General features: G+C 59.4%; 17 protein-coding genes and 6 pseudogenes. 5 read left to right on the plus strand and 18 right to left on the minus strand.

The genetic code is table 11. From position 1 onward, the window contains the following. Positions 1-756: 756 nt before the first annotated feature. The 15 genes and pseudogenes from BRAD3257_RS32820 to BRAD3257_RS32870 form a co-directional block, all read right to left on the minus strand. Complete coding sequence (locus BRAD3257_RS32820) at positions 757-1,617, minus strand: transporter substrate-binding domain-containing protein (RefSeq protein ID WP_122405310.1); 861 nt, start codon at positions 1,615-1,617, stop codon at positions 757-759. Positions 1,618-2,465: 848 nt separating this feature from the next. After that, complete coding sequence (locus BRAD3257_RS32825) at positions 2,466-3,878, minus strand: amidase (protein ID WP_122405311.1); 1,413 nt, start codon at positions 3,876-3,878, stop codon at positions 2,466-2,468. A 303-nt stretch (positions 3,879-4,181) separates the two neighbouring features. Next, complete coding sequence (locus BRAD3257_RS39480; RefSeq protein ID WP_145987074.1) at positions 4,182-4,403, minus strand: hypothetical protein; 222 nt, start codon at positions 4,401-4,403, stop codon at positions 4,182-4,184. Between the two features lie 847 nt (positions 4,404-5,250). Beyond that, positions 5,251-5,556 (minus strand): IS66 family transposase zinc-finger binding domain-containing protein, encoded by a 306-nt coding sequence (locus tag BRAD3257_RS41455; RefSeq protein ID WP_244607787.1) that lies wholly within the window; start codon positions 5,554-5,556, stop codon positions 5,251-5,253. Positions 5,557-5,949: 393 nt separating this feature from the next. Beyond that, a pseudogene (locus tag BRAD3257_RS42070) lies at positions 5,950-6,272 on the minus strand (tyrosine-type recombinase/integrase); the annotation flags it as partial. Continuing rightward, positions 6,176-6,736: a phage integrase N-terminal SAM-like domain-containing protein gene (locus BRAD3257_RS42075; RefSeq protein WP_347338410.1), complete on the minus strand. Its 561-nt coding sequence runs from the start codon at positions 6,734-6,736 to the stop codon at positions 6,176-6,178. The pseudogene BRAD3257_RS42070 and the gene BRAD3257_RS42075, both read right to left, overlap by 97 nt. Further along, positions 6,618-7,691, minus strand: coding sequence for a tyrosine-type recombinase/integrase (locus tag BRAD3257_RS42080; protein ID WP_347338411.1), 1,074 nt, complete (start codon positions 7,689-7,691; stop codon positions 6,618-6,620). The genes BRAD3257_RS42075 and BRAD3257_RS42080 overlap by 119 nt, the downstream gene beginning before the upstream one ends. Before the next feature lie 30 nt (positions 7,692-7,721). After that, on the minus strand, positions 7,722-8,246 hold the full coding sequence (locus tag BRAD3257_RS41475) for a tyrosine-type recombinase/integrase (RefSeq protein ID WP_244607789.1): 525 nt from the start codon (positions 8,244-8,246) through the stop codon (positions 7,722-7,724). Further along, on the minus strand, positions 8,185-8,928 hold the full coding sequence (locus BRAD3257_RS41480) for a site-specific integrase (protein WP_244607790.1): 744 nt from the start codon (positions 8,926-8,928) through the stop codon (positions 8,185-8,187). The genes BRAD3257_RS41475 and BRAD3257_RS41480 overlap by 62 nt, the downstream gene beginning before the upstream one ends. 254 nt (positions 8,929-9,182) lie before the next feature. Next, the gene (locus BRAD3257_RS41485; protein WP_244607791.1) at positions 9,183-9,332 is read right to left on the minus strand and encodes a hypothetical protein; all 150 of its coding nucleotides are present in this window, start codon (positions 9,330-9,332) and stop codon (positions 9,183-9,185) included. Positions 9,333-9,450: 118 nt separating this feature from the next. Next, positions 9,451-9,501 (minus strand): annotated as a pseudogene (locus tag BRAD3257_RS42385) (hypothetical protein); the annotation flags it as partial. 178 nt (positions 9,502-9,679) lie between these two features. Then, positions 9,680-10,705: pseudogene (locus BRAD3257_RS32855) on the minus strand (IS110 family RNA-guided transposase); the annotation flags it as partial. 198 nt (positions 10,706-10,903) lie between these two features. Continuing rightward, complete coding sequence (locus BRAD3257_RS41490) at positions 10,904-11,209, minus strand: IS4/Tn5 family transposase DNA-binding protein (RefSeq protein WP_244607792.1); 306 nt, start codon at positions 11,207-11,209, stop codon at positions 10,904-10,906. 183 nt (positions 11,210-11,392) lie between these two features. Then, the gene (locus BRAD3257_RS32865; protein WP_145987075.1) at positions 11,393-11,749 is read right to left on the minus strand and encodes a hypothetical protein; all 357 of its coding nucleotides are present in this window, start codon (positions 11,747-11,749) and stop codon (positions 11,393-11,395) included. A gap of 52 nt (positions 11,750-11,801) precedes the next feature. Next, positions 11,802-13,116: pseudogene (locus BRAD3257_RS32870) on the minus strand (transposase). A gap of 597 nt (positions 13,117-13,713) precedes the next feature. On the opposite strand from BRAD3257_RS32870, the gene BRAD3257_RS32875 reads away from it, so the two are divergent. The 3 genes from BRAD3257_RS32875 (at position 13,714) to BRAD3257_RS42390 (ending at position 15,494) form a co-directional block, all read left to right on the plus strand. After that, positions 13,714-14,634 (plus strand): TauD/TfdA dioxygenase family protein, encoded by a 921-nt coding sequence (locus BRAD3257_RS32875; protein ID WP_122406883.1) that lies wholly within the window; start codon positions 13,714-13,716, stop codon positions 14,632-14,634. A gap of 37 nt (positions 14,635-14,671) precedes the next feature. Beyond that, on the plus strand, positions 14,672-14,878 hold the full coding sequence (locus BRAD3257_RS32880) for a hypothetical protein (protein ID WP_145987076.1): 207 nt from the start codon (positions 14,672-14,674) through the stop codon (positions 14,876-14,878). A 382-nt stretch (positions 14,879-15,260) separates the two neighbouring features. Then, entirely contained in the window at positions 15,261-15,494 is a 234-nt protein-coding gene (locus tag BRAD3257_RS42390; protein ID WP_122405314.1) for an integrase core domain-containing protein, read from the plus strand. Positions 15,495-15,868: 374 nt separating this feature from the next. Here BRAD3257_RS42390 and BRAD3257_RS32890 read toward each other — a convergent pair. Then, a pseudogene (locus BRAD3257_RS32890) lies at positions 15,869-16,727 on the minus strand (IS110 family transposase); the annotation flags it as partial. Positions 16,728-17,743: 1,016 nt separating this feature from the next. Between BRAD3257_RS32890 and nodU the strand changes: the two are divergent. Both nodU and BRAD3257_RS32900 read left to right on the plus strand, forming a co-directional pair. Continuing rightward, entirely contained in the window at positions 17,744-19,423 is a 1,680-nt protein-coding gene (nodU, locus tag BRAD3257_RS32895; RefSeq protein WP_122406884.1) for a nodulation protein NodU, read from the plus strand. Positions 19,424-19,758: 335 nt separating this feature from the next. Further along, positions 19,759-20,127, plus strand: a pseudogene (locus BRAD3257_RS32900) (IS66 family transposase); the annotation flags it as partial. Positions 20,128-20,181: 54 nt separating this feature from the next. Here the strand turns inward: BRAD3257_RS32900 and BRAD3257_RS39920 are convergent. Both BRAD3257_RS39920 and ltrA read right to left on the minus strand, forming a co-directional pair. After that, positions 20,182-20,439 (minus strand): hypothetical protein, encoded by a 258-nt coding sequence (locus tag BRAD3257_RS39920; RefSeq protein ID WP_160118902.1) that lies wholly within the window; start codon positions 20,437-20,439, stop codon positions 20,182-20,184. A 69-nt stretch (positions 20,440-20,508) separates the two neighbouring features. Next, positions 20,509-21,816 carry a group II intron reverse transcriptase/maturase gene (gene ltrA, locus BRAD3257_RS32905; RefSeq protein WP_244607793.1) on the minus strand — a complete coding sequence of 436 codons (1,308 nt, stop codon included), beginning with the start codon at positions 21,814-21,816 and terminating at the stop codon, positions 20,509-20,511. Positions 21,817-22,131: the final 315 nt, after the last annotated feature.

Here is a 22,131-nt window from a genome sequence, read left to right on the forward strand (position 1 = left end):
GCGACGCCAATACCAATTTTGGAGAGATCAATATCCGGATGGAATTGATGTGGTACACTCTTTCTCAGACCACGCCCCCCAATCCTCGCCCCGAGTGCGGAACGCGTCACATGTTCTGACGGGAGAGAGTAGACCCAGACGATCCTCGATCTTCATTTCGATCAAGAATCGATTAGCCGATCTTCTCTTCACGGATGGCCTTTGCGACATAGGTAGTAGTGTTTACATGATGCACCTTCTAGCCATCATGCCGCTGAGGGGCGATGTTGATGTCGGCGTCCAATTGCAGGTCAGAGCTCGTCTAGCCGATGAGCGGGATGGGCGGCGATGTAGCAAGACACGGGCGGGCGGATCGACGCTCTTCTTTTTTGGCTGTTTGTGCCGACTGTCGAACAAAGCCGAATGGTTCTAGACTTAGTCTAGGTCTCGACTTCGACCAGTTGATCGGCCAGATTCGCGTGCCGACCGAACACTCGATTTGATCCTGCCGAGCACTCATTGGGCAATCACGGTCGCTATTGGCAGTTTCCCCGGTGATCACCCATTCCGTCTCGGTTACGCGTGCCGGCGGACCACCGGTTCGGAGCCACCAACAATCGGCACCACCGACCGCCCATCAACCATTCATGACCCTTTACCGCGCACAACCGTGAGCTGCCCTACCTAGCGGGAAACTGAATTTCCTTGAGGAGATTTTGGGCAAGATAGCAGCCGCTCACGGCCAAATACGTCTGATTTCCTAGGAGTCGCTGCTCCTCACTCGCAGCTTGGTAGGAAGTCACTCGCCTTTGTATACTTACCGAGTAGCCGGACCCTCGCATCGCCGTTCGCGATCCCGTACTTCTCGTACAGCTTTTGGATCGCGCCCTTCTTGATCAAGAGGTTGAGCTGCTCATTGAAGGCGTCACGGAAACGTGCGTCTTCCTTGCGAAATACCGCGCCACCTGCGGTGATCGGCGACCGTTCGTCGACAACCTCTTCGACGCCCTTCTGCTCCGGATCCGAGATGCCGAATTGACCGACTAGGAAGGCATCCACCCGACCGCCGCGGACGCTAGCGACGGCAGCCTCATGGTCAGGAACATCTAAGATTTGCTCGGGCTTGACTCCTTGACTTAGCGCGTAGCGGCGGTAATCGCTCGACCTACCTATAATTGCAACTTTGAGCGCGGGCCCACGCGCGACGTCTGCGACAGTAGTCAGATGCTTAGGATTTCCAGGTAGGACATACAGCGCCGCCTGCAATGCGTAATAGGGCGTCGAGAAAATTACGACTTTGCAGGTTTCCGCCGTGATGTCCCAACCCGCGCCAACATAGTCGACGTGGCGGGCCTGCAATGACGGGATCATGGCAGCCCAATCTGTGACCACCGGCGTAAGCGCTGGGAGGCCCATGCCCTTCAGGACCATATTTTGCAGGTCAATCGAAGCACCCGTCGCCTCTCCGTTCGGCGACATAATCATATACGGAGGTAACGAAACTACCGCCACCTTGACTCCGCCCGCTTTGCGGATCGAGGCGAAAAGAGGATCCTCCGTTTGCGCAAGCGTAGGAGACAAATGGCAGAAAGATGCAATAAGCAGGACCAGCAACGAGAGTTTTGATGTCACACGCATGAGGTCTCCTTCAATTGTATCAAATTTACTTGATCAATCTGATTTACTGCACTCGACAACTCCAATACCAACTTTGGAATTGTCGATACCAGTTTGGCATTGAATCGCCGGCAGACTGAATCGAGGAAGATCGGCGCTCGCTTTCTCGTTGGGCTACGTGCAGCTCGACCATTCACTTGGTGAAACGCGCGCATGGAAAACCGGTCGAATCAATTTGTGCGACTTTGCCGAAGAGGACTGCGTTGGAAGTATGAACGGTGCCATTGATCACGTGGTGTCATCTGCGTGCTCGACATTACAGACATGCGGCGCGATGAGCTTCGATCCGCCCGATGATCTAGCGCATATTGCGCATCCCAGTCCTCCTCCAAAGACCAATCGGGATCTATTGTCGGTGCAAGGAAGGGATGAGAAGGCTAGTGCCGCCTAATACGACTGAGTTCAGCAAACTCAGACGCGATCGAGATCACCAAGAGCATTACAGCGGCCCGGGCAAGGCGGGTCGTCAATCCAGCGATCGTCTTTTGTGTCGCGAGTTCCGGCGGCCGTCCTGCGCCTATAGCTACCAACGTTAATCGCTATAATGTCGATAGCGAAAGCGAAGATATCATCTCAGATATCCGCAAGTTCAAGAAGCGGATCGAACGATTGAACGAGTGTCGGGGCGCAAGAAATGCTTGGCGGGTCAACGGCGAGGCATATACGCTTCGTACACGAGACCTCCCCGGCGACAAACGTCTCCGAACTCGTTCATCTCCTCGATCGCGATCGTCCATCCCACCGCCATGGTCGCATCTCCGACAAAATGACGGCGGTTTTGGGGTCAAAATTCGTACCCATTCCAGAAGTTACCGGTCTGTGGCACCTCGGCTCCATTTTAGGTGCCAACTCGTAGCGATTTGATAGCTGTGTACGAAACGAAGCAACCGCGCTTCGGAGAGATGGGTTCCGACTAGTTGAATCCCCAGCGGCCTGTCCTCTTCACTGAACCCGGCGGGAAACGTCACGGTCGGATTGCCGCTGGCATTGAACGGGAGAGTGAAACGGAAGCCGGCCTCGGTCTCGGTCGCGGCCATATGTTCCAACTCTGACCACGTCAGCGACTGAAAACTACTGACCGGCATGATCAACGCGTCGACATCCCGCAGCGTCAGACGAAGCAGCCCGCTGAAACGATCACGCTCGATCACGGCTCTGGCATAGTCCAAGGGACTCACGCCAAGGCCGGATTGAATGCTCTTTGTGAACCGCGCTCCGTAGTGGTCGGCCATGGCCGGATAGGTTCCGGCATGCACGCTGGCAATTTCGGCCTGTAGTGCCTTCGACAAATGCCGCATCATGGGTGCCGGGTCGGGGAAGGTGATCGGCTTGATCTCCGCTCCCAGCGACTCGAGAACGCGCACCACATCTTCGAGAAGGTCGATGGTCCGTTTCTCGGCGCCGTTGCCATTGTAGTCACGATCAATGCCGATCCTGACACCTCGCAAGGAGTCTATTCCGCCCAGGGCTCCGAGGTAGTTTGGTACGGGATCAAGCAGGCTGGTAGGGTCTAAGGGATCATGTCCAGCAATGACACCCATCGTTGCCGCCACGTCTGCGGCGGATCGCGCCATTGGACCCAGCGTGTCATAGGACGGCGCAAGATCGAATATCCCGTGTCGGCTTATGCGCCCCCATGTCGGCTTGAGACCCGTCAATCCATTGTGGGCGCTTGGAATGCGTATCGATCCTCCCGTGTCAGAGCCAATAGCCGCGAAGCACAAACCAGCAGCCAGCGCGACTCCAGAGCCGGAGGACGACCCCCCAGGCCACAGATCATCCCGCCAAGGGTTCACAGGGTTGCCGAACGCTGGATGATGATCGACGCCTGCGCCTTCGGCCAGATGTAGCTTACCTACCAGCACTGCACCGGCATCACGCAGGCGACGGACCACCGTCGCATCTTCATTGGGCTTGAAATCCTTCTGGAACGACATGCCGTTCGTGGTCGGTATACCTTGGGTAAAGCAGAGATCCTTCACTGCTACGGGTACCCCATGAAGGGGCCCGCGGCGGCGCCCCTGGCTAAGCTCTGTCTCAGCCTGGGCTGCCTGTCGAAGAGCAAGCTCCGCAGTAACCGTCAGGAAGCAGTTGAGCCGCGGATTTAGCCGGTTGATACGTTCGAGCATGAACTCCGTCAGCGCAGTGGGCGACACCTGTCCGGAATGAAGTTTCTTAGCCACGGCCAGCAACGAATCGTAACACCAATCGTGAGCGCTCATTTTGCTCCCTTCCTACGTTGTCCAGAATTCATTTATTGAAACGAGCCCCCACCTCTGACCGCCAGCTGCTGCCGTTCACGAAACAATTCTGGACTCAGCATCCAGCCACTATTTCCTGACGATGCTACGGCTCGGAAGCGGCACGGAGCGCCCCTCCGGACATAGCGCGTAGTCAATCTGTTCGTGTAGGCCGCACCGACCTTCAAGATCTTTGTCCGTAGTAAAAAAACCTCGCCAGCCGGAGTGCATCAAAACCGCTTGCCGATCCGTCGCTAAGGACCTCGCCAAGGATGCACAGGGACATCAGCTGACAGATTCTATCCGCAAGCTCTTGGACGCATTCACTACAGCGACTTGCGTCGCGGCCGGTCGGTAATCGAGATCAATTCTAATTGCGCCGCGGTTTTTGCCAACATCAACTAGGACGCCTGCGGCATCAATCTCGTTTTCGCGCGCCAAACTTCGAAGAGACGACGTGTTAGGTGGCAGCGACGTTGAGTTGGTTTCAAATACAAATTCTGCCATGCTCAGCGCCTGAGAGCTTGATAAGATTCGTAATGAATTGTGGATGAAACATCATTGGCGACACCAATACCAATTTCAGACCGACCAATGCCGAATTGGAATTGAGCACGATTCCCGCTAGCTGCGTTGACCGATCGGCGCATGATCTACGGCCATGGTCGGCTAGCTTTTCTCCCAGTCGAAGATGGCGGAGGCCAGCCCGCCTCACCAGGACCCCACGGTCGATGCTCAGGACCCGGCAAGCCGCTGCTCGGCACTGCTGCCGTGGTTGTATTGGGCCATAACGAGATCAGCCCCCCTGGTCTCGATGATATAGAACGCCTGCAGGCATTCGATCACTTCGCGAGCGCATGACTGGGCAGCGCGACGATTTTATTTTGCGTCGGGCATTGGCGAGACAAAAGCGAGCCGGATCGCGCGCGGGCGAGCGCCTCGTAGGCGGCATAGCCATCCATCTGCAGAATCCGGAAAAGCCCGTTAGTTATGCGGCGATCTCCCTACGTGCCACGGCTGTCGACGAACACATAGGCAACCGCTGGCCGCCCCACGGCCGGTCCATGGCATGCGCCCCAGAACTGGCAGATGCGGGTGGGATGTGCCGGGATCAAGCACCGGCATCGGCGTATCGTCGCAGAACACCCGCGCGTGGCCTGAATCATCCGTAGCTGGAGCTCGAAGGCTCTTGGGCCATCAGGCCGTGCGCTTCACCCAGCCGGCGAGCGTCGCGCGGTCAAGGAAAATGCCCTGATCGGCTAGATCTGCACTGGCGGTACAGCGGCAGATACTACGTGAAGTTCGAGACGACCACGTGTGTCACGAGTACTGTCGACGCCAGTGCCGCCCTCGATCAGGCGCGGCAGCACCTTTGCCCGGACCAAGCCATCGGTGCAGCTGCGGCAGGCGTACTTGGGACGACCGTGCGCAGCACCCGCAGGATCGCCGGGATCAGGTCCAGCACCTCGCTGACATCCTCGCCGATCTTGTGATTTTGGCCTTGGCAGCACGGGCACGCGGTCGCCTCCGGCTGCAGAACCTGCTCGCAGCGCGGCACGTGCTTGGGCGGTGCACCGATGTTGAGGCGCGCCTTCTTGCGCGGCTTGTCGGAAGGCTTTGTCGCGGGCCTATCGTCGTTGGTCGGCGCAGCAACCTCCATCTCTCATAAAGCTGTACGCATCAAATTCGGTTATTCACCTCCTTCATGCTCTGCAGCACGCCATGCCAAAGGACCTTGATGAGCTTGCCGCTCTTGCCGCGGAACACATAGAGGTCGTCGCCGTGCGGTTATGTTGCGCGCAACATAACCGCAGCTAATGTGTCGGACGAGATTATGTGGCGGAGATGCCCTCACGCCAGCCAGGGCCGGCCACGCCTGGATTCCTCCGCCACATAATCATCAGATGCTGTCGAGCAGCTGCAGGACGGCGTCGTTCGGCCGGAATCGCGCGCTGCGGTCGCCTGAGACGCCCGCCTTCTCGAGGCCCCGGCGCATCATCTCGACATCCGCGGCGGCGCAGCGGTGAGTTGTGGCGACCTGAGCATGGCCAAATCAGGCCTGGATCGTCAGGACGTCCACGCCCGACCGGAGAAGCTTCATGGCGAGAGAATGCCGGAAGATGTGCGGCGATATGGGCTTGCCCTCCAAACTTGGCGTGGTGGACCCGGCCTGGGAGGCGGCACGCCGCACGATGAGTGTCGCACCGAAACGCGTCAGGCGCTCGTTATGGACCCCGACGAAGATCGGCGGGCGAGTCCGCGTTCGCTCAATAGGTTCGTCAGCGATCGCACCAGATCGTGAGGAATGGGAACGACGCGATCTCGTCCCTTGCCCTGAAGCAGCACCTGCGGGCGTCCTCGCTCCAACTGAAGATCGTTCGCGTTGAGGCCGGGCGCTTCGGACACGCGGGCGCCAGTTCTCGCGCCAAGAAGAGCAGAAAGGCCTGGTCGCGCCGGCCGCGAGGCATCGTCTGATCAGGAGCTGCGACGATGGCCTCCACCTCGGCGTTGGTGAGGTGGTGCGTCACCTCGATGTGTGCCCGTTTGGTGGGGATTGTCAGAACCCGTTGGGCGACGCCGAACGAGGCGGGATCGGCGGCGGCGACGTGATGGAAGAAGAATCGGATCGCGGCTAGTCGGGCGTTGCGCGTTGCGACGGAATTGTTCCGCTTCTCCTCAAGCTCGTCGAGAAAGGCGAGAACGAGGTCCCGATCGAGATCTTCAAGGGCCAACGCCGCTGGCTTCTTCCGCAAACGGGCAGCGGCAAAGAGGATCAGCATGCGCAAGGCGTCGCGATAACTGGCCAACGTCGCGGAGGTCGCGTTGCGTTGCTTGGTCAACCGGCGCCGGAAGTACGACTCCAGCAGCCGCGCCAGAAGGAGGTGTTCGCTCATGCGGCGCCTCCGTCGAGGAAGGCGCGTTCAGCCGCGATGGCGAGAAGGTGAGATGATAGGCCGTGTCGCTGTAGCTGGCGTGGCCGAGATAGGTGGCGAGTAAAGGTAGCAGCGCTTGAACATCTGCGCGCTGTTGGTGCCAAAGCCTGAGCTTAGTCACTGCGAACCGATGCCGGAGATCGTGCGGTCGCAGGGGCTGACCCGCGAGCTTGCGGGCCTTAACGAAGTTGCTTTGCAGGCCGGCCGCCGACAGGCGGCGGCCTCGAGAGCTGAGGAAGAAGGCCTCGTCCTTGGGCCTGGGAAACACGGCGTCGCGCTCGCGGGCGTATCGACGAAGGGCTGCCTGAGTCGTCTGATGAACAGGAACTAGGCGGTCTTTACGGAACTTTGTCTTACGGACGAGGACGACCCCGTTGGTCAGATCGACGTCGCCGCGATCAAGCCTGACCACTTTGACCGATCGTAGCCCCGTGCTGGCCAACAATCCGATCAGCGTCGCCATCGTGCGGCCCCTGAGAGGGATCCCTGGCGAAATGAAGCTGCATGCGTCGATGAGCGACGCCAGCTCAGCCTCGGTAAGGATGCGCGGGGGGAATCGCTCTGGATCTGGAGAAGGCTCCGCGCTCCAAGTCCTCGGTCTGGGGGGCGTAGACGGCCGGTACTCGTAGAATCGGCGGAGCACGCCGTGACGGACGGCGCGACTGTTGGTGGCGCCGCCGAACGACAGCACGAAGCCCAGGGCCATCGTCCGGGCGGCGGGCGCATGCAGCTGAGATCGCTCGACGTAGCGAACGAAAGCCCGCAGCGTGCCCGCTTGCTTGTTGAAGGCGTAGCCGAGGGAGCGGCGCAGCTCGATGTAACGCTCGACCTTCTCGCCGAGGAATGCGGCGAAGGCGGTCATGCGGCGCCTCCCGGAAAGGGCAGCGCGACCTCAGCGAGCTGTGAGGCTGCGACCTTCACGTACAGCGCCGTTGTGTTGATGCTTGGGTGCCCTAGAAGATCGGCGACCTCGTTGATTCGGTCTTCGACGCCCGACGAGCTGGGTGGCCAAACTGTGGCGCAGGAGATGCGCGCCTTCGACGCGACCGAGCTCGATCCCGCCATGCCGCAACCGCTTCCGCACGATCCTCGAAACAGGCGACGCGGATTTGAACGGCCCCACGGGCGGCGTGAAGGACAGGAATAGATACGGACGATCGACCTTCGGTCGAGCCCGCAGGATGTAGTCGGCGAGCGCGGCGCCGGTCTCCTCGAGGAGCGGGGCCACTCGGTCACGCTTGCCCTTGGTGCGCCGGACAAAAACCTCGCCAGCTCGCCAGTCGATATCCCGGAGCTGAAGAGCGCGCTGCTCGCCGTTGCGAATGCCTGTGGTGGCGAGCAGCAGCAGGGATGGCTCAATCGCGAAGGTCGATCGGCGTCGCCGCGCCGATCGCATCGATGGCGCGGCGAACATCATCCCACGAAAGCCGGCGCGGCAAATGGGCCAGACGCCAATGGGGCGTTCTTGGAACGACGGGAGCCAGATCCTGCTCGTGGTGGCCAGCCCAATGCAGAAAGTGGAGAAACGTTCGGATGTAAGAGGTCGCCGCCGTGCGAGTGGCGGAGGTCGCCGAGAGCGACAGCCGATACTCGACGGCGGCAAGGACATGCTCCGCCGTCAACGTCTCGAGGTCTTGGCCGGGGTGGCGATGGCGGAGCCAATCCAGAAAGTGCCGCGCGCCCAAGAGAATGCCGTCGCGGGACTTGGGCTCAAGGCCTCGTACCCTACTTAGATAGTCCGAAAAGAAGCTCAAAAGCGGAGCGTCCGGATCATCGACTACACTGGGCGCCGAAGCAATAAATCGTTCGGGCACCACTCGCCGCGCGTGTTGAAGCGCGGACACTGCCGCAATCCGCGGAGAGTCCGTGGTGAACGAGCGTAGATAGCAATCGACGATAGCTTCGCCGATCGGCGCCGAACCGCAGTGTGCTGCGGCAAAATGGCTGAACCGCGCAATCCGGCTCAGATAAAGCTTAGCGGATGTTTGCTTGTAACCGAGCGAGAAAAAGTGCCCCGCGATGCGATCCATCTCGGCTCCAAGCGCCCCGTTATGAAGGCGCTTGAGCACCCCGCGATACGAAAAATAGAACTCGAGCATTGTGCCCCTCTGGCGTTGCGGCGCAGGGGGATCGCGCGTCCGCGCAAGAGGCACGAAAATATTATGTGGCGGAGGAATCCAGGCGTGGCCAGCCCTGGCCCGTTAGGGGATCTCCGCCACATAATCTCGTCCGACACATAAGAATGGATCTGCCCGCATGCTTTCGCGCACCAGGGTCGCAAACCCTTCCATTCCCTTGCGGAAGTCGACCGGCTTGGTTGCCACCATCAGCCGGACCGTTCCGGACGGGCCGATCACCGGCTTGCCTTCAGCGCATGGACGATGGCCGCAATCATCGCCACGTCCGCGCCTCGGCCGACCCGGATCGTGACGCCATCGGCTTCGATCTCGATGGGCCCGCCGACATCCGATTTCGGCCTTGCGTTGCGCTGTCTTGCGCTCAAGGCCAACAGCCACGGCCGGTACCACGGCGTCCACCACCGCCGGTACAAACGGCGGATCGTCAGCCATCGGCACCGGCTGCCGGCGGGCTTGCCGGCGCCAAGTGAACACTTGTTGTGGGGTCAGCCCGTGTCGCCGAGCAATCTCGGAAACGACGGCGCCTGGTACCAGCGCTCCTCGACAATCCGGGCCTTGTCGTCCTCGGAGAACTCAACGACGGCGTCCCGTCTCCGTGATCACTTCCAGCCGGCGCACCGTTACGTCCGACTTAAGCGTATGGTCAAGCATAGACACAAGCCGATCCTTTCAAAGAGATCGTGAAACTCGCCTATCCCAAGTGCCGCGAGAAGACCACCGTCGTTCGCTTGCCGCGCGCAGCCAGCTTTCGGTAGCGGGCCGCCAAACGGCTCTGCGCCTTCCAAGCAATCTCTCGCACTGCTGGCGACGTCTGCTCGAGCCGGTATAACTTTGTCTTGCCGATCTTCGGCGGGTGTCGATACGTCCAGGCGCTTTCGACCAACATGTGGCGAACGCGGCCGTTGCAGGCCTTAGTGATCCCGCCACGCCTGACGGACTCGCCCGTCGATCGCTCGCTTGGCACCAGGCCGAGGTAACCCTTAAGTTGACGTGGGCTCTCAAAACGGTTCACATCACCGACGGTGGCAAATGTCACCGCGACGATCAGATCGATACCTCGCAATGTTTGAAGCGCCCGCACGAGCGGCTCTAGGGACCAGGTCGAGACGAACTCTTCGATCGTGCGCTCGAGCCGATCGACCCGCTCTCTTGCGATGCGAACTGCTTCGACCACTTCTTGTAGCGCGATCTGGTGTGCGGGATGATCGAACTGCTGCGCTTGGAGCCAACGCAAATAGCGCATCATCCAGCCCTTCCTGCGGGGATAGGTACGGCCGTGCTTGAGATGAAGGTGCTCACCTGCTGTCGGTGGACCCGCAGCGTCTCAACCGCTGCCGATCGGGCGCGAACGAGATCGCGCATCGCTTCCTGACGTTCATCGGGAACCCACACAGCCGTTAGCTCTCCGGCACGCAGCAACCGGGCGAGAGAAACAGCGTCCCGGTGGTTGATCTTCACACGATCGCCCGGCTTCCTTGGGATTAGCGATGGCGCGACCACCGTGCATTCGTAGCCGAGCGACCGGATCAGGCGATAAAGTCGGGCCAGCTTCGTAGCAGAAGTGGACGCGGTCTAACCGGTTGGTGATCCGTTCTAAGACGCGGCGCATGTTGGTGGCCGAAGCATCGACCTCACCGAAAAACCGAACCTCCCCCTCCCGGCCAGCATCCGCAATCGCGACGGCATTTCTTAGCTTGGCCACATCGATTCCGACAAATGCTTCCCTATAATCTGCCACGGCTCGTCCTCCTTGGAAACGGGGTCGGATTGATCTTCTTTTTAAGCGCAGCCGTCTCCTTGAGTTTCTTCCGGGTCCAGAACTTAACGGCCGCCAACCCAGCGGCACCCCCTTGATTGTAACCGCGAGGCTCGAATGCATCAGGATGCCGCAAACCGTTTGCGATCTGAGACGACCCGCCTTTATCCCGTCCACTGTTTATGCTGTTGGTGATGCCAATCGATTCTGACTTCTCGCGTTGATAGCTGAACTCGTTGTATCGTGCAGCACAAGAACGAGACCTTCAGTGGCGGCGGCACGATCACGTGTCGATTGGAAATGGCCGGCCAGAATGTCCGCTTCGCTGACCCGGTCATTAGAGAAGAAGCGGTAGGCCGCCTTGGTATTCGCCCAATCCTGGCAGACGAGCGGAATGCTTTGTCCATGGCGCTTCCAATCTGCGTGAGCAGTTTGCGGAATCTGTCGCCGAGCCGCGCGTCCCTTAAACTCGCATCCTCTACTCATCAATCCAACATTCGCCTTCCAAGGGCCGCAAACACCCTTTTGCTGATCGATCCCTTAATGTCAGCCTCATAGAGCCCCCCGCGGATCAGGTGCTCAGAAAGGATCAGAAGTGATTCTTTCGATTCAAGATTTCGCCGATCAGCGATTAGCCCGACTGGTCAAAGTTATGGGCAATTGAAAGCCTCACCGGAGGGTAACATCATGTGATCGCCGGAGTGCCTTCAGCGTAGCAAGTTTCCTTTCGAGGATACTCGAATTTACCAGGTGAGATAGCCAAGGAATCTCGATCACGATCTGCTTGAATTGATCTAAGACGTCTGGCGGCGTGGCAGGAGTAACTTCATATTTGGCAGGCTCGATGTCCATTTGCACAAACGAGTCATCCCGGACGCTGTGGCCGTTCTTGGTGATAATGTTTTCCAAGCCTCCTTCGCCTGTATCTATCGTCTGTTTATGAAATCGAAAGTTCGGGTGGGTCTTTGTCGGTTCTTCAGCCGTGCCATCATACATGTTAACTACGTGGCCGCGTCGTGCGAGCATTGGGAGCCCGTCCAGATAGCGCCGGTATCGGGCTTGTCGATGAACGATTTGCTCAAGCGGCTCTTGCGAGCTTTCTGAGATTGTGGGTGGTGCAGATCAACGCCCACTCGGCCGTCACTTTCTCAGTGCCACGCAGCAGGAACTGCCTGAACCCGTGCGCCTGCTTGATCTGCCCGAACACCGGTTTGACGATTTGGTTCCTGAGCCGGTAGCGGCTTCGCCAGCCGGCGCGCTTGAGCTTGGCCCGCATGGCTTTGGTGAGCTCTCCGGTCATGGTTCGCTTGCCTTCGGCGGCATGCTTGGCGCGCCCGATCGCGACGTAAGCGCTGATGTGGCGATCGGCGAGGGTTTGCAGGTTGGCCTCGCTCAGATAGCCGCTATCGGCCGAGGCTTCCTTCGGCGTGAAGCCGAGGTTGGCCTCAATGCCGTCAATAAGCCCTACGAGTTGGCTATGATCGCACATGCGCGCAGTGAGCCCGTGCGCAACGATGATCTGGGCGGTTCCATCGACAACGACCTGGGCATTGTAGCCTTGGATGTACCCGTCCTTGGTCTTCAGGATGCGGCTGTTCGGATCGGTGAAGTTGCGCTGCGCTTTACCCCGGGCTCCGCTTTCGGCGGTGCGGGCGTCTTGCCGTTCTTTTTCCCCCTTCCGCAATGCGCTTCTTTTTCACCTCGGCCCGGCGCTGCAGTTCCTCCTCGGCGGTGGCTTTGGCTTCGAGCTTGGCCTTGGGCCTCGCGGATCTTGGCCAGGCGCTTCTCCTTGTCAGCCACCCAGTCCGGCAGCTCATCGCCGCGCTGGTAGCCGGTCCTCCTCGGCATCCGCCGCCTCGGCCGCTTCAAGCCAGTGATCGACCTCGGCTTGAAGCTCTGCTTATCGCTTCTTCATGCGCTCGTACTCATGGCCTTCTTCGATGCGTTCGCATTGATCTTGGTGCCATCGAGCGCCATGTGCCCAAGCTTCACCAACCCAGCCTTCTCAGCAAGCTTCAACACCTGAACAAACAGACCCGCCAAGGCCTCAAGGTGCCGCTTGCGGAATTCCGAGATCCCGCCGAAGTCCGGCGGGTCGTCCGCCACAATCATCATCAAGTCCGCCCGTTCCATGGCCGCCTTGGCAATCCGGCGCGACAAGATTAGATGCCGCTCGCATAACCGTGCAGAAGTAGCGCCGTCATTATCCGCGAATCAAACGACGGCTGTCCAAGCCCGCTCCGGTAACTGGCTGTGATCGCAGATAGGTCGAGGCTTTCTCGCACCAGCGATACAATTAGCCGCGACAGGTGGTCCTTCGGCACATAGTCCTGCACGCTCGGCGGCAGAAGCTGCGCCTCATCGATCTTCCAGGGGTGAAAATCCTTGCTCATGCGCACGCAAACAATCAGACTCGCACCCTCTTGACCAGAGACTACTCAGACAGCCTCCTAGGTCAATGAGCAAGGTTGCCCTAACCGAGAGAATAAACCGGCTGTGCCAGCTTGGAGCCATACCGCCGCCTGCGCCTCCGCTGTCACCGGGCCGGGGTTTCTTATATCCGATGGCAGAGACAGGCCGCATAAAGGACCTCAATTGCTCGGCGCCTGATATCCAATTAGACCATGATCGTTGCTTCCAGCCGGTAACGGCGCATCGAGCATAACCGTGCAAGCCCGATGAGAACCGTAAATGATGCCACATTGGGACGCGTGAGATGCACCAAGGCCCCGTAGTTATCTCCAAATCCTTTGCCGGCATCGCTTCGGCCGGGATTGATCGCGCGATGGCAGCCGGCGAGCGGTTTGGTTGTGATCTAGCGCACGCGGGATAGCACAAGCTATCTCTTGGTTGAATGAACGGCGGGAGACCCAGTTTTCGCAATTGGCACGGCGTTTGCTTGAGGTCGCGAGGTGACGCTAGTGCCGTGAAAGCCCGCGGCTTTCGTCGCGATTATTGGCGAAGAAGATACAACGTTGGAGAAGACCCCCATGAGTGAAACGGTTTTGATCTATGATGTCATTCCACGTGCTGATGTCGTCAAACGCGCAACGCGCATCGGCGCTGTAATCAAGAATGTCAAGCTATCGGGCGATTTGCCGGGCGATACCATCGCTGCGATCAACCGCTTGCTGCTTGAACACAAAGTCATCTTCTTCCGCGACCAGGGTCATCTCGACAAGGCTGAGCAGGAGCGCTTTGCCCTTCGTTTGGGGAAACTCGCGCCGATTCCGACCGTGGACACGGAGGGGGTCCTCGAGCTCGATTGTACCACCGCAGGTGCCCGTGCTGATAGGTGGCATATCGATCTGAGCTACGTTGATGCCTATCCCAAGATTTCGGTGCTACGAGGCGTGTTGATCCCAAAATTCGGCGGCGATACGATCTGGTCAAACGCCGCGACCGCGTACATGGACCTCTCGCCGCCGCTACAGCGGCTTGCCAACGACCTTTGGGCCGTTCACAGCAACTTTTTCGACTACGAGGGAATCAGCCGGGCCCGCGAAATCGACAAGAAGCATTTTCGGGAGGTCTTTACCGCAACGACCTACGAGGCCGAACATCCAGTCGTGCGTGTCCACCCTGAGACCGGTGAACGCACGCTGGTGCTCGGCACTTACGTGCAGCGTTTTGTTGACGTCCCAAAATATGACGGCCAGAGGCTGTTCGATCTGTTCCAGTCTCATATCACAGCGCCCGAAAACACCGTGCGCTGGAACTGGCAGGAGGGTGACGTCGCTATCTGGGACAATCGCGCCACATTACATTTTGCGGTCAATGATTACGGCGAACAGCATCGGGTCGTTCGGCTCGGCTTTATCGAGGGTGATGTACCCATCAGCGTCGATGGCCGGTGCAGTGTAGCGCGAGTCAACCCCGAAATGGACCCCGTTTTTCGGACCATCAGTTAAGCTGGAGGGCGACCGCTCCGTTTGCTAGATGGAGCGGATGATCACGAAGAAGTCGAGAGGGAAGATTGATGTAGCGCTGAAGGCGAAGATCGCCTTTGAGGCGGCGCGAGAGCAAGCGATGGTCGCCGATTTGGCCCAGTGTTACGAGGTTCACCCGAATCAGATTTACCTGGAAGAAGCAGCTTCTGGAGAATGCAGCGCGCGCCTTCGACGCCAATGCTGGCCTTCGCGGAGAAGGCCGTGACAAAAAAAGGTCGAGGACCTCTACGAAGATCGGGCAATTGACGGTGGAGCGGGATTTTTTGGCAAAGAGCTCCGGAAGATGAGCGTTTCGGACCGTCGCGGTATGCTCGATGGCGAAGGGGCTGTCGATCCGCCGCTAATGCGAACTGCTTGGCTGGCGCGCTCCGGCGTCTATCGCTTGCAAAAGCTGGCCAACGAACGATCTGGCGGTGATGCGGCGGATCGACGAGTTGTTCACCGCCTGGCCATTTCTCGGCTCGCGGCGGATCACGGCAAGCGACGGAATCCAGGCCTGTTCGCCCACTGGGCTGCGGGATCAACGGTTGGATGGCGGGAGCCGGATGAATCGCGAGGTTCACGTCCGGTTCTGAGAGAGCGCGGGGCTGCAATGCCCCGCACCACTCACCTACGTTAAGGGCTACGCCGACGGCCGCGAGGCCAAGGCCGGCATCGCCGCGTGGATCGAGTTCTATAATGAACAGCGCTTGCATCAGGCACTTTGCTATCGCACGCCGATGGCGGTCTGGCGCGAACCAACCGCAGCCGCTGTGGACATGATGGACAACGCTACGGCGTTGACCACATGCCCACAGCAGACAACGTCGTTGGCGGCGTGATACAAAGGAAGTAGGAGCGGTCGGATTTCCAACTAACAAACCGGCTCAAACGCTCCCGCTCCGCGGGTCCATTTCACTACCGCGATCGACGCTCTGATGTCCGTTGTCAAGAATTAGAACACAGAGCATCGTCCGATCGTCGATCGGACGTTGATATAGATGATCGTGCATAGGTGGAGGCGGAACCGAAGGACGTCGGTGATCAAGCTCTGATACGCGGGTTGACTACCACATTCCCGATTGTGCGTCCGAGGTCTGCTCCTATCTTACAACGGGCGTCGGCGCTCTTGCCGGCCACAAAGCGTCTGACGGGCATTCCCTCTGCCGTGGCTCCGCCTCCGCCCATGCACGATGATGAGAAGGGCGCTCAAATCAGGCTGCTGCACTTGCCTGGCAACCGCCCACATGAACCCGACCAATTCACGGGCGATAGCGGTGCAGACCACCGTCGTTCGCTTGCCGCGCGCAGCCAGCTTTCGGTAGCGGGCCGTCAAACGGCTCTGCGCCTTCCAAGCAATCTCTCGCACTGCTGGCGACGTCTGCTCGAGCCGGTATAACTTTGTCTTGCCGATCTTCGGCGGGGTGTCGATACGTCCAGGCGAGACGAACTCTTCGATCGTGCGCTCGAGCCGATCGACCCGCTCTCTTGCGATGCGAACTGCTTCGACCACTTCTTGTAGCGCGATCTGGTGTGCGGGATGATCGAACTGCTGCGCTTGGAGCCAACGCAAATAGCGCATCATCCAGCCCTTCCTGCGGGGATAGGTACGGCCGTGCTTGAGATGAAGGTGCTCACCTGCTGTCGGTGGCCCGCAGCGTCTCAACCGCTGCCGATCGGGCGCGAACGAGATCGCGCATCGCTTCCTGACGTTCATCGGGAACCCACACAGCCGTTAGCTCTCCGGCACGCAGCAACCGGGCGAGAGAAACAGCGTCCCGGTGGTTGATCTTCACACGATCGCCCGGCTTCCTTGGGATTAGCGATGGCGCGACCACCGTGCATTCGTAGCCGAGCGACCGGATCAGGCGATAAAGTCGGGCCAGCTTCGTAGCAGAAGTGGACGCGGTCTAACCGGTTGGTGATCCGTTCTAAGACGCGGCGCATGTTGGTGGCCGAAGCATCGACCTCACCGAAAAACCGAACCTCCCCCTCCCGGCCAGCATCCGCATCGCGACGGCATTTCTTAGCTTGGCCACATCGATTCCGACAAATGCTTCCCTATAATCTGCCACGGCTCGTCCTCCTGTGATGAGGATCGGCTCGGTACGCCCGAGCAACCCTCGGACGCGCAGTGTAGGGCGAGCCTCCTCACCGCAAGAAGCGGACATACGGTCTTACCATGCATTAGGTAGCGGACGATGTTTGATGACAAACGGACAAACTTGTGTCCTGAACCAGAAGTTCGCAACATCGCGTCTTTTGCCTGATGCATCACTGCCATGTGTTGGAGTTCGATGGACGCAGTTATCCGCTCAAAGAGGCCGCTGAAGCTTTCGCGTGAAACAAAGTCAAATAACAATCCCTTCCGTCCTGTCTTGGGGTGGAGGATTTGACTGGCCACACCCCGAGGAATTTGAAGTAACCCGCGGGCGCTGAGCTGATTAGGTGTGATCTTGAGACCTAAAGGTCGCTTCGCGAGATTTGAACAGCCCACAGTCTCGATGTCCGTCGCTTCAGAACAGATCGGCGAGCGCCTAGACGGTGCCTAGCGGGTTCTTGGGAGGCCGACGGGCTCAGATCTGGAGCCGTTCGGCGGGTCGGCCCATGCTCTTGTCCGACACCGCTCGCGCCCGATGTCAGCAGTTCGCCAACTTGTATGCAACCGCGACATTCGACCGTGGACGATTCTCCTTAATTCAGCGCTGGCACAAGTTATGCAACGCTATGGTGGAGTCGACGAAAAATGAGGCTCGTTTGAAATCTCGATTGGCCAAGACGATGAGCGGGCAGATCGGCCGTCATGGAATGCCGCCAACACCACAAAGCTAATGGAAACAGATGATCGATCCGAAACTCTGATCATTGGACCACAACGAAGTGCTTCGGGAATTGCTGGTGGCTTCGCAAGCCGGATCTTTTGCGGGGTTCTTCGAGGTTAGTTATGAGCACATTACCTAGATGGACAAGCCGTGAGCACAAGAACAAACGAGTGCGAGGTGGGTCGCTGAGCGAGGACCACTAGGCGAGCGTCTTCGAAATCCGGTTTGACCCGCGAATGAACCGATTAGCGGCGTTTAAGGAGGGCACTATGCGCATCTGCGGTATCAAACTGACGCATGACGGAGCGATTGCTCTTGTCGAGGACGCGAAACTTATCTTTTGTATCGAGCAGGAAAAGCGAAACAACAATCCGCGGTATCAAACGATCGACAATCTCGACGCAATTGCCGTCGCATTGACGGAGCATGGTTTGGACCCTCGGCAAGTTGATCAATTCGTCATTGACGGCTGGGGGGGGGCGGTGGAGTCCCAGTTCCAGGTTTTCAGCGGGGCGACACCTATCACTCTTAAAGGAGCCCCGTATGTTGAACGCCATGCGGAGGGTCTTCTCGACTCGCACGATGGCTTTGGCCTTAGGCTCGACGGCAGCGATTTCCCTTATAGAAGCTATCCGCATATCACAGGCCATGTGGCCTCTGCATACTGCACCAGCCCCTTTGCCAAAGCCGGACAGCCCGCTTACTGCCTGGTGTGGGACGGCGGCACCTTTCCACGTCTCTACCATGTAGAACGCCGGGGCGCGCGGTTCATCGCGTCCCTATTTCCGCTTATTGGACACGTCTATGCCGCCGCGGGCCATCACTTTGGTCCGTACCGGCAGACGAACCGCAGGGACCTGTATGATCCCGCCAAACTGGACCTCGGTGTTGCGGGCAAGCTGATGGCCTACATCGCGCTCGGGTCTGTTGACGAAAGCATCGTCACGGTCTTTGAGGAACTCTACGAGGAGCGATTGGCGGCCGGCGCGAGGCGTGCCGGACGTAACAGCGCAGAGTCGCCGCTTGCGGCCGTGCATGACTTCTTCGATGCTAGTGAGCTCCAATTAGAGACCAAGGCGCCCGAGGATGTGCTTGCATCAGTTCATTGTTTTCTCGAGCGTTTGCTCATCCGCGAAATGGCGATTGCTGTGCAGCGCCATTCGCGCATTGCGGCACGCAATTTGTGCATAGCCGGTGGCTGCGGTCTCAACATTAAATGGAACAGTGCACTACGTGCGACGCGCCTCTTCGATGCTATCTGGGTGCCGCCTTTCCCAAATGATAGTGGCTCGGCGATAGGTGCCGCTTGCTCCGCACTGGCTGCGGACCAAGGTTTCGTGCCACTAGAGTGGTCGGTCTATAGCGGCCCAGCCTTGTTGCGCACCGGTGAGCTGCCCGGATGGAATACCTCGCCGTGCAGTATGCGCGAACTCGCGACCATCCTCGCGAGCAACAAGCCTGTTGTCTTTCTCGTTGGGCGCGCCGAGCTCGGACCACGAGCATTAGGTGGCAGAAGCATCGTCGCAGCCGCAACGTCGCCGCGAATGAAGGATCATCTCAACTGCATCAAACTTCGCGAAGACTTCCGACCTGTCGCACCCATCTGCCTCGAAGATCGTGCGGCGGATATTTTTAGCCCTGGAACGCCGGATCCTTACATGCTGTTTGATCACCAGACACGAGCAGAATGGCGGGACAAGATCCCCGCTGTTGTACATCTCGATGGATCTGCGCGGCTGCAGACTATTCCCAGGACCTCTCAGCATAAGGTTGTCGAGCTCCTCGTAGAATATGAAAAACTCACGGGCATTCCGCTGCTTTGCAACACGAGTGCCAATCACCATGGACGCGGCTTCTTCCCGGATGCCGCAGCTGCGTGCGAGTGGGGACGCGTTGAGCACATATGGTGCGACGGCGTACTGTATAAAAAAGCCGTGAGCGATCACTAACCGACGGCTTCTTTCACACTACGATGAGCATGACAACGATGAGAGGGTCCGGAGGTCAAGAACGCGGAGATCGGATCTTGGATGACCATTCTGGACGCCGTCCTAATGGTGGGAATCGCGAACGCTCTCATCTGAAAGGGATTGTCCAGCGTTCCAGCCAGGACTGCCGGTCGAAAGGCGTCGACCGCTCCCTATTGGAGCTGTAGGCCTATATCAGCGCACGACCGGTTTGTCGGGCGCCAGGAGAAGAGCAAACCGTTCTCGACAACATGCACGCCTCGTTACTGCGTGAGCGCGAACCCCTCTCGCCCTCCTTCGAGGTTCTGAAGCTCATTAATTAAATGCTCACGCGCTGGGATGACTTCGTCCGCTTCCTCGACGATGGCAGGACCTGCCTCAGCAACAACCGGCCGAAAGAGCTTTGCGTGGCATCGCATTGGGCAGGCGTAACTCGTTCGTCGGTTCCCAACGCGGCGTCGACCGTGCCGCAATCATGCTCGCCCTCATCATCACCGCGCGCCTCAACGACATCGACCCGAAAGCCTGGTTCGCCGGCGTTCTCGCTCGCATTACTGATGTTCCCGCCTCGCGTGTGCACGAACTGCTGCCCCCGGGAATGGAGGCGTCTGCGTCAAGCTAATAGATCCGCCAGCGCCCGCGCGCGTGCAACAATCCCGTGGGCTTGCCCGTGCGCGTACGAGTAACCCTCCGGTGAAGCTTTCAATTACCCACAAATGCTCGTTTCGATCGCGATAGTTCTAATCGAAAAATCTTAAATCCGATGAAATCGCTTGTGATTTATTGTCGGGCACCTGAGTCGCGACCGCGAGGTGCCTTGATGTGGTCAAGCGGAACGGCGTGTCGTTGCTCGGCCAGCCCGGGGGGCCCTCGAACATTGGACGGAGCGCGAGATCGACAAGACAGCGTTCGAGGATGCCCGTCTCGGTCAAGGATTTAGCGAGCTGTTGAAGCAAATTGGCGACGGCATGGGGGTCGTGATCGAGTAGCTCGGCCATTTGGCTTCGCCCTCACAGATCCGGGCAGGCGGCTTTCCCGCACCCGGCTCTTCCCGAGGGTAACCCGCGTCATATCCGCGCCTGCGCCCATTGCGAGTGATGCGTGAAGTTGGCAGGCGGAAGCGCTGCCGTCAGGGTCTCGAACTCCGGCCAGCCCATGCGCCGACTTTTCTGGCTGCACCGTCTCAGACAACGCAGCCAGGTCCTATGCACTTCGCGGTAGAAGCCGTTGAGCGCTGGATAATTATGCGGCCTGCCATAATAGCCATAGTGCCCGCGCAGAACGGCGGCGAACCACTCGTACTGCGTGGCCAGTGGCGTGTGCATGAGCCGCCAGGCCTCCTGGCGCAACGCCGTCAGCTTGCGCGTCAGGCGTTTCCCTTCCGTCTTGTGCTTCACAATGAACCGGCCATCTCGGGTCCGCCCGCAGTAGTGGGTAAAGCCGAGGAAGGCGAAGGTCTCTGGCCGCCGTTCGCCGCGCCGCTGCCGCGAGAGGGCCGCGAACCGGCCAAACTCGATCAGCCGCGTCTTGTCCTCATGAAGCATCAGGCCGAAGCCGGCCAGCCGCGCCTTGAGGGCCAAGAGCATTTCCCGCGCATCTGCCTTGTTCTCGAAGCCCATGACGAAGTCGTCGGCGTAGCGCACGATCACGATACGACCGCGTGCGCAGCGACGACGCCATTTCTGGGTCCAGAGATCGAGGATGTAGTGCAGGAAGATGTTGGCAAGGAGCGGGCTGATGCCCGCCCCTTGCGGCGTGCCCCTGTCCGTCTCTTGCTTCTCGCCGCTCTCAAGAACGCCGGCTCGCAGCCACAGCCCGATGAGCTGCAAGATGCGAGGATCGGCGATCCTGTGCGCCACCAGCAACAGCCACTCGTGGTCGACCGAGTCGAAGAAGCTGCGTATGTCGGCATCGAGCACCCAGTTCACGTGCTGGCTCATGATCGCCGTATGCAGAGCATCAAGCGCCATGTGAGGATTCCGCCCCGGCCGGAAGCCATAGGAGAACCCGAGGAAGTCGGCCTCGTAGACGGCGCTCAGCACCTCGGCCACCGCGCTTTGGACAATCTTGTCCTCTAGCGCCGGCACGCCGAGAGGCCGCTTACCGCCATCGGCTTTGAGGATGTAGACGCGCCGCACCGGCTGTGGCCGGTAACGACCAGTGTGGACTCGTCCGCAGAGGTCGCGGAGGTTATCCGTCAGCCTCTCTTGGTACTTCGCCACCGTCACTCCATCGACCCCCGCGCTGGCCTGCCGCTTTTGTCGTCGAAACGCCCGAAGCAGAGCGTCTTCGTCGACATGGTGCAGCAGGGCCGTGAACCGGGTTTGGGCAGCTTGCTTGGCTGCCGCGTTCACCCGCTTGAGGTTCGGCGGCAAGGTAAACCCGGCTCTGTGTGCGGACCCTGGCCTCCTCGCGCAGGCTCCCCTCGCGCTGGTCCCTTCCCTCCATGCGTCTCGTTACCTTCGACGACTTCACAGGTAGTATGGACCAGTCCGACTCCCGACCTCAGCTCGGACAACGGCTCTGGCAGTGCCTTGCCGCTGTCCCCCGCTGGAGACCAATCCAGCGGACCCGGTCGGGCCTCTCATGTTCCGATGATTGCCTTCCATGCGTGATCCTGCCATCGACCCCGACGGAGCTACATCGGCGGGCGGACGCTTTGCGGTGGTCACCTGCAATTCGCCGGTAGG

This window comes from Bradyrhizobium vignae (assembly GCF_900324035.1).
In the GTDB taxonomy this organism is placed as follows: Bacteria; Pseudomonadota; Alphaproteobacteria; order Rhizobiales; family Xanthobacteraceae; genus Bradyrhizobium; species Bradyrhizobium vignae.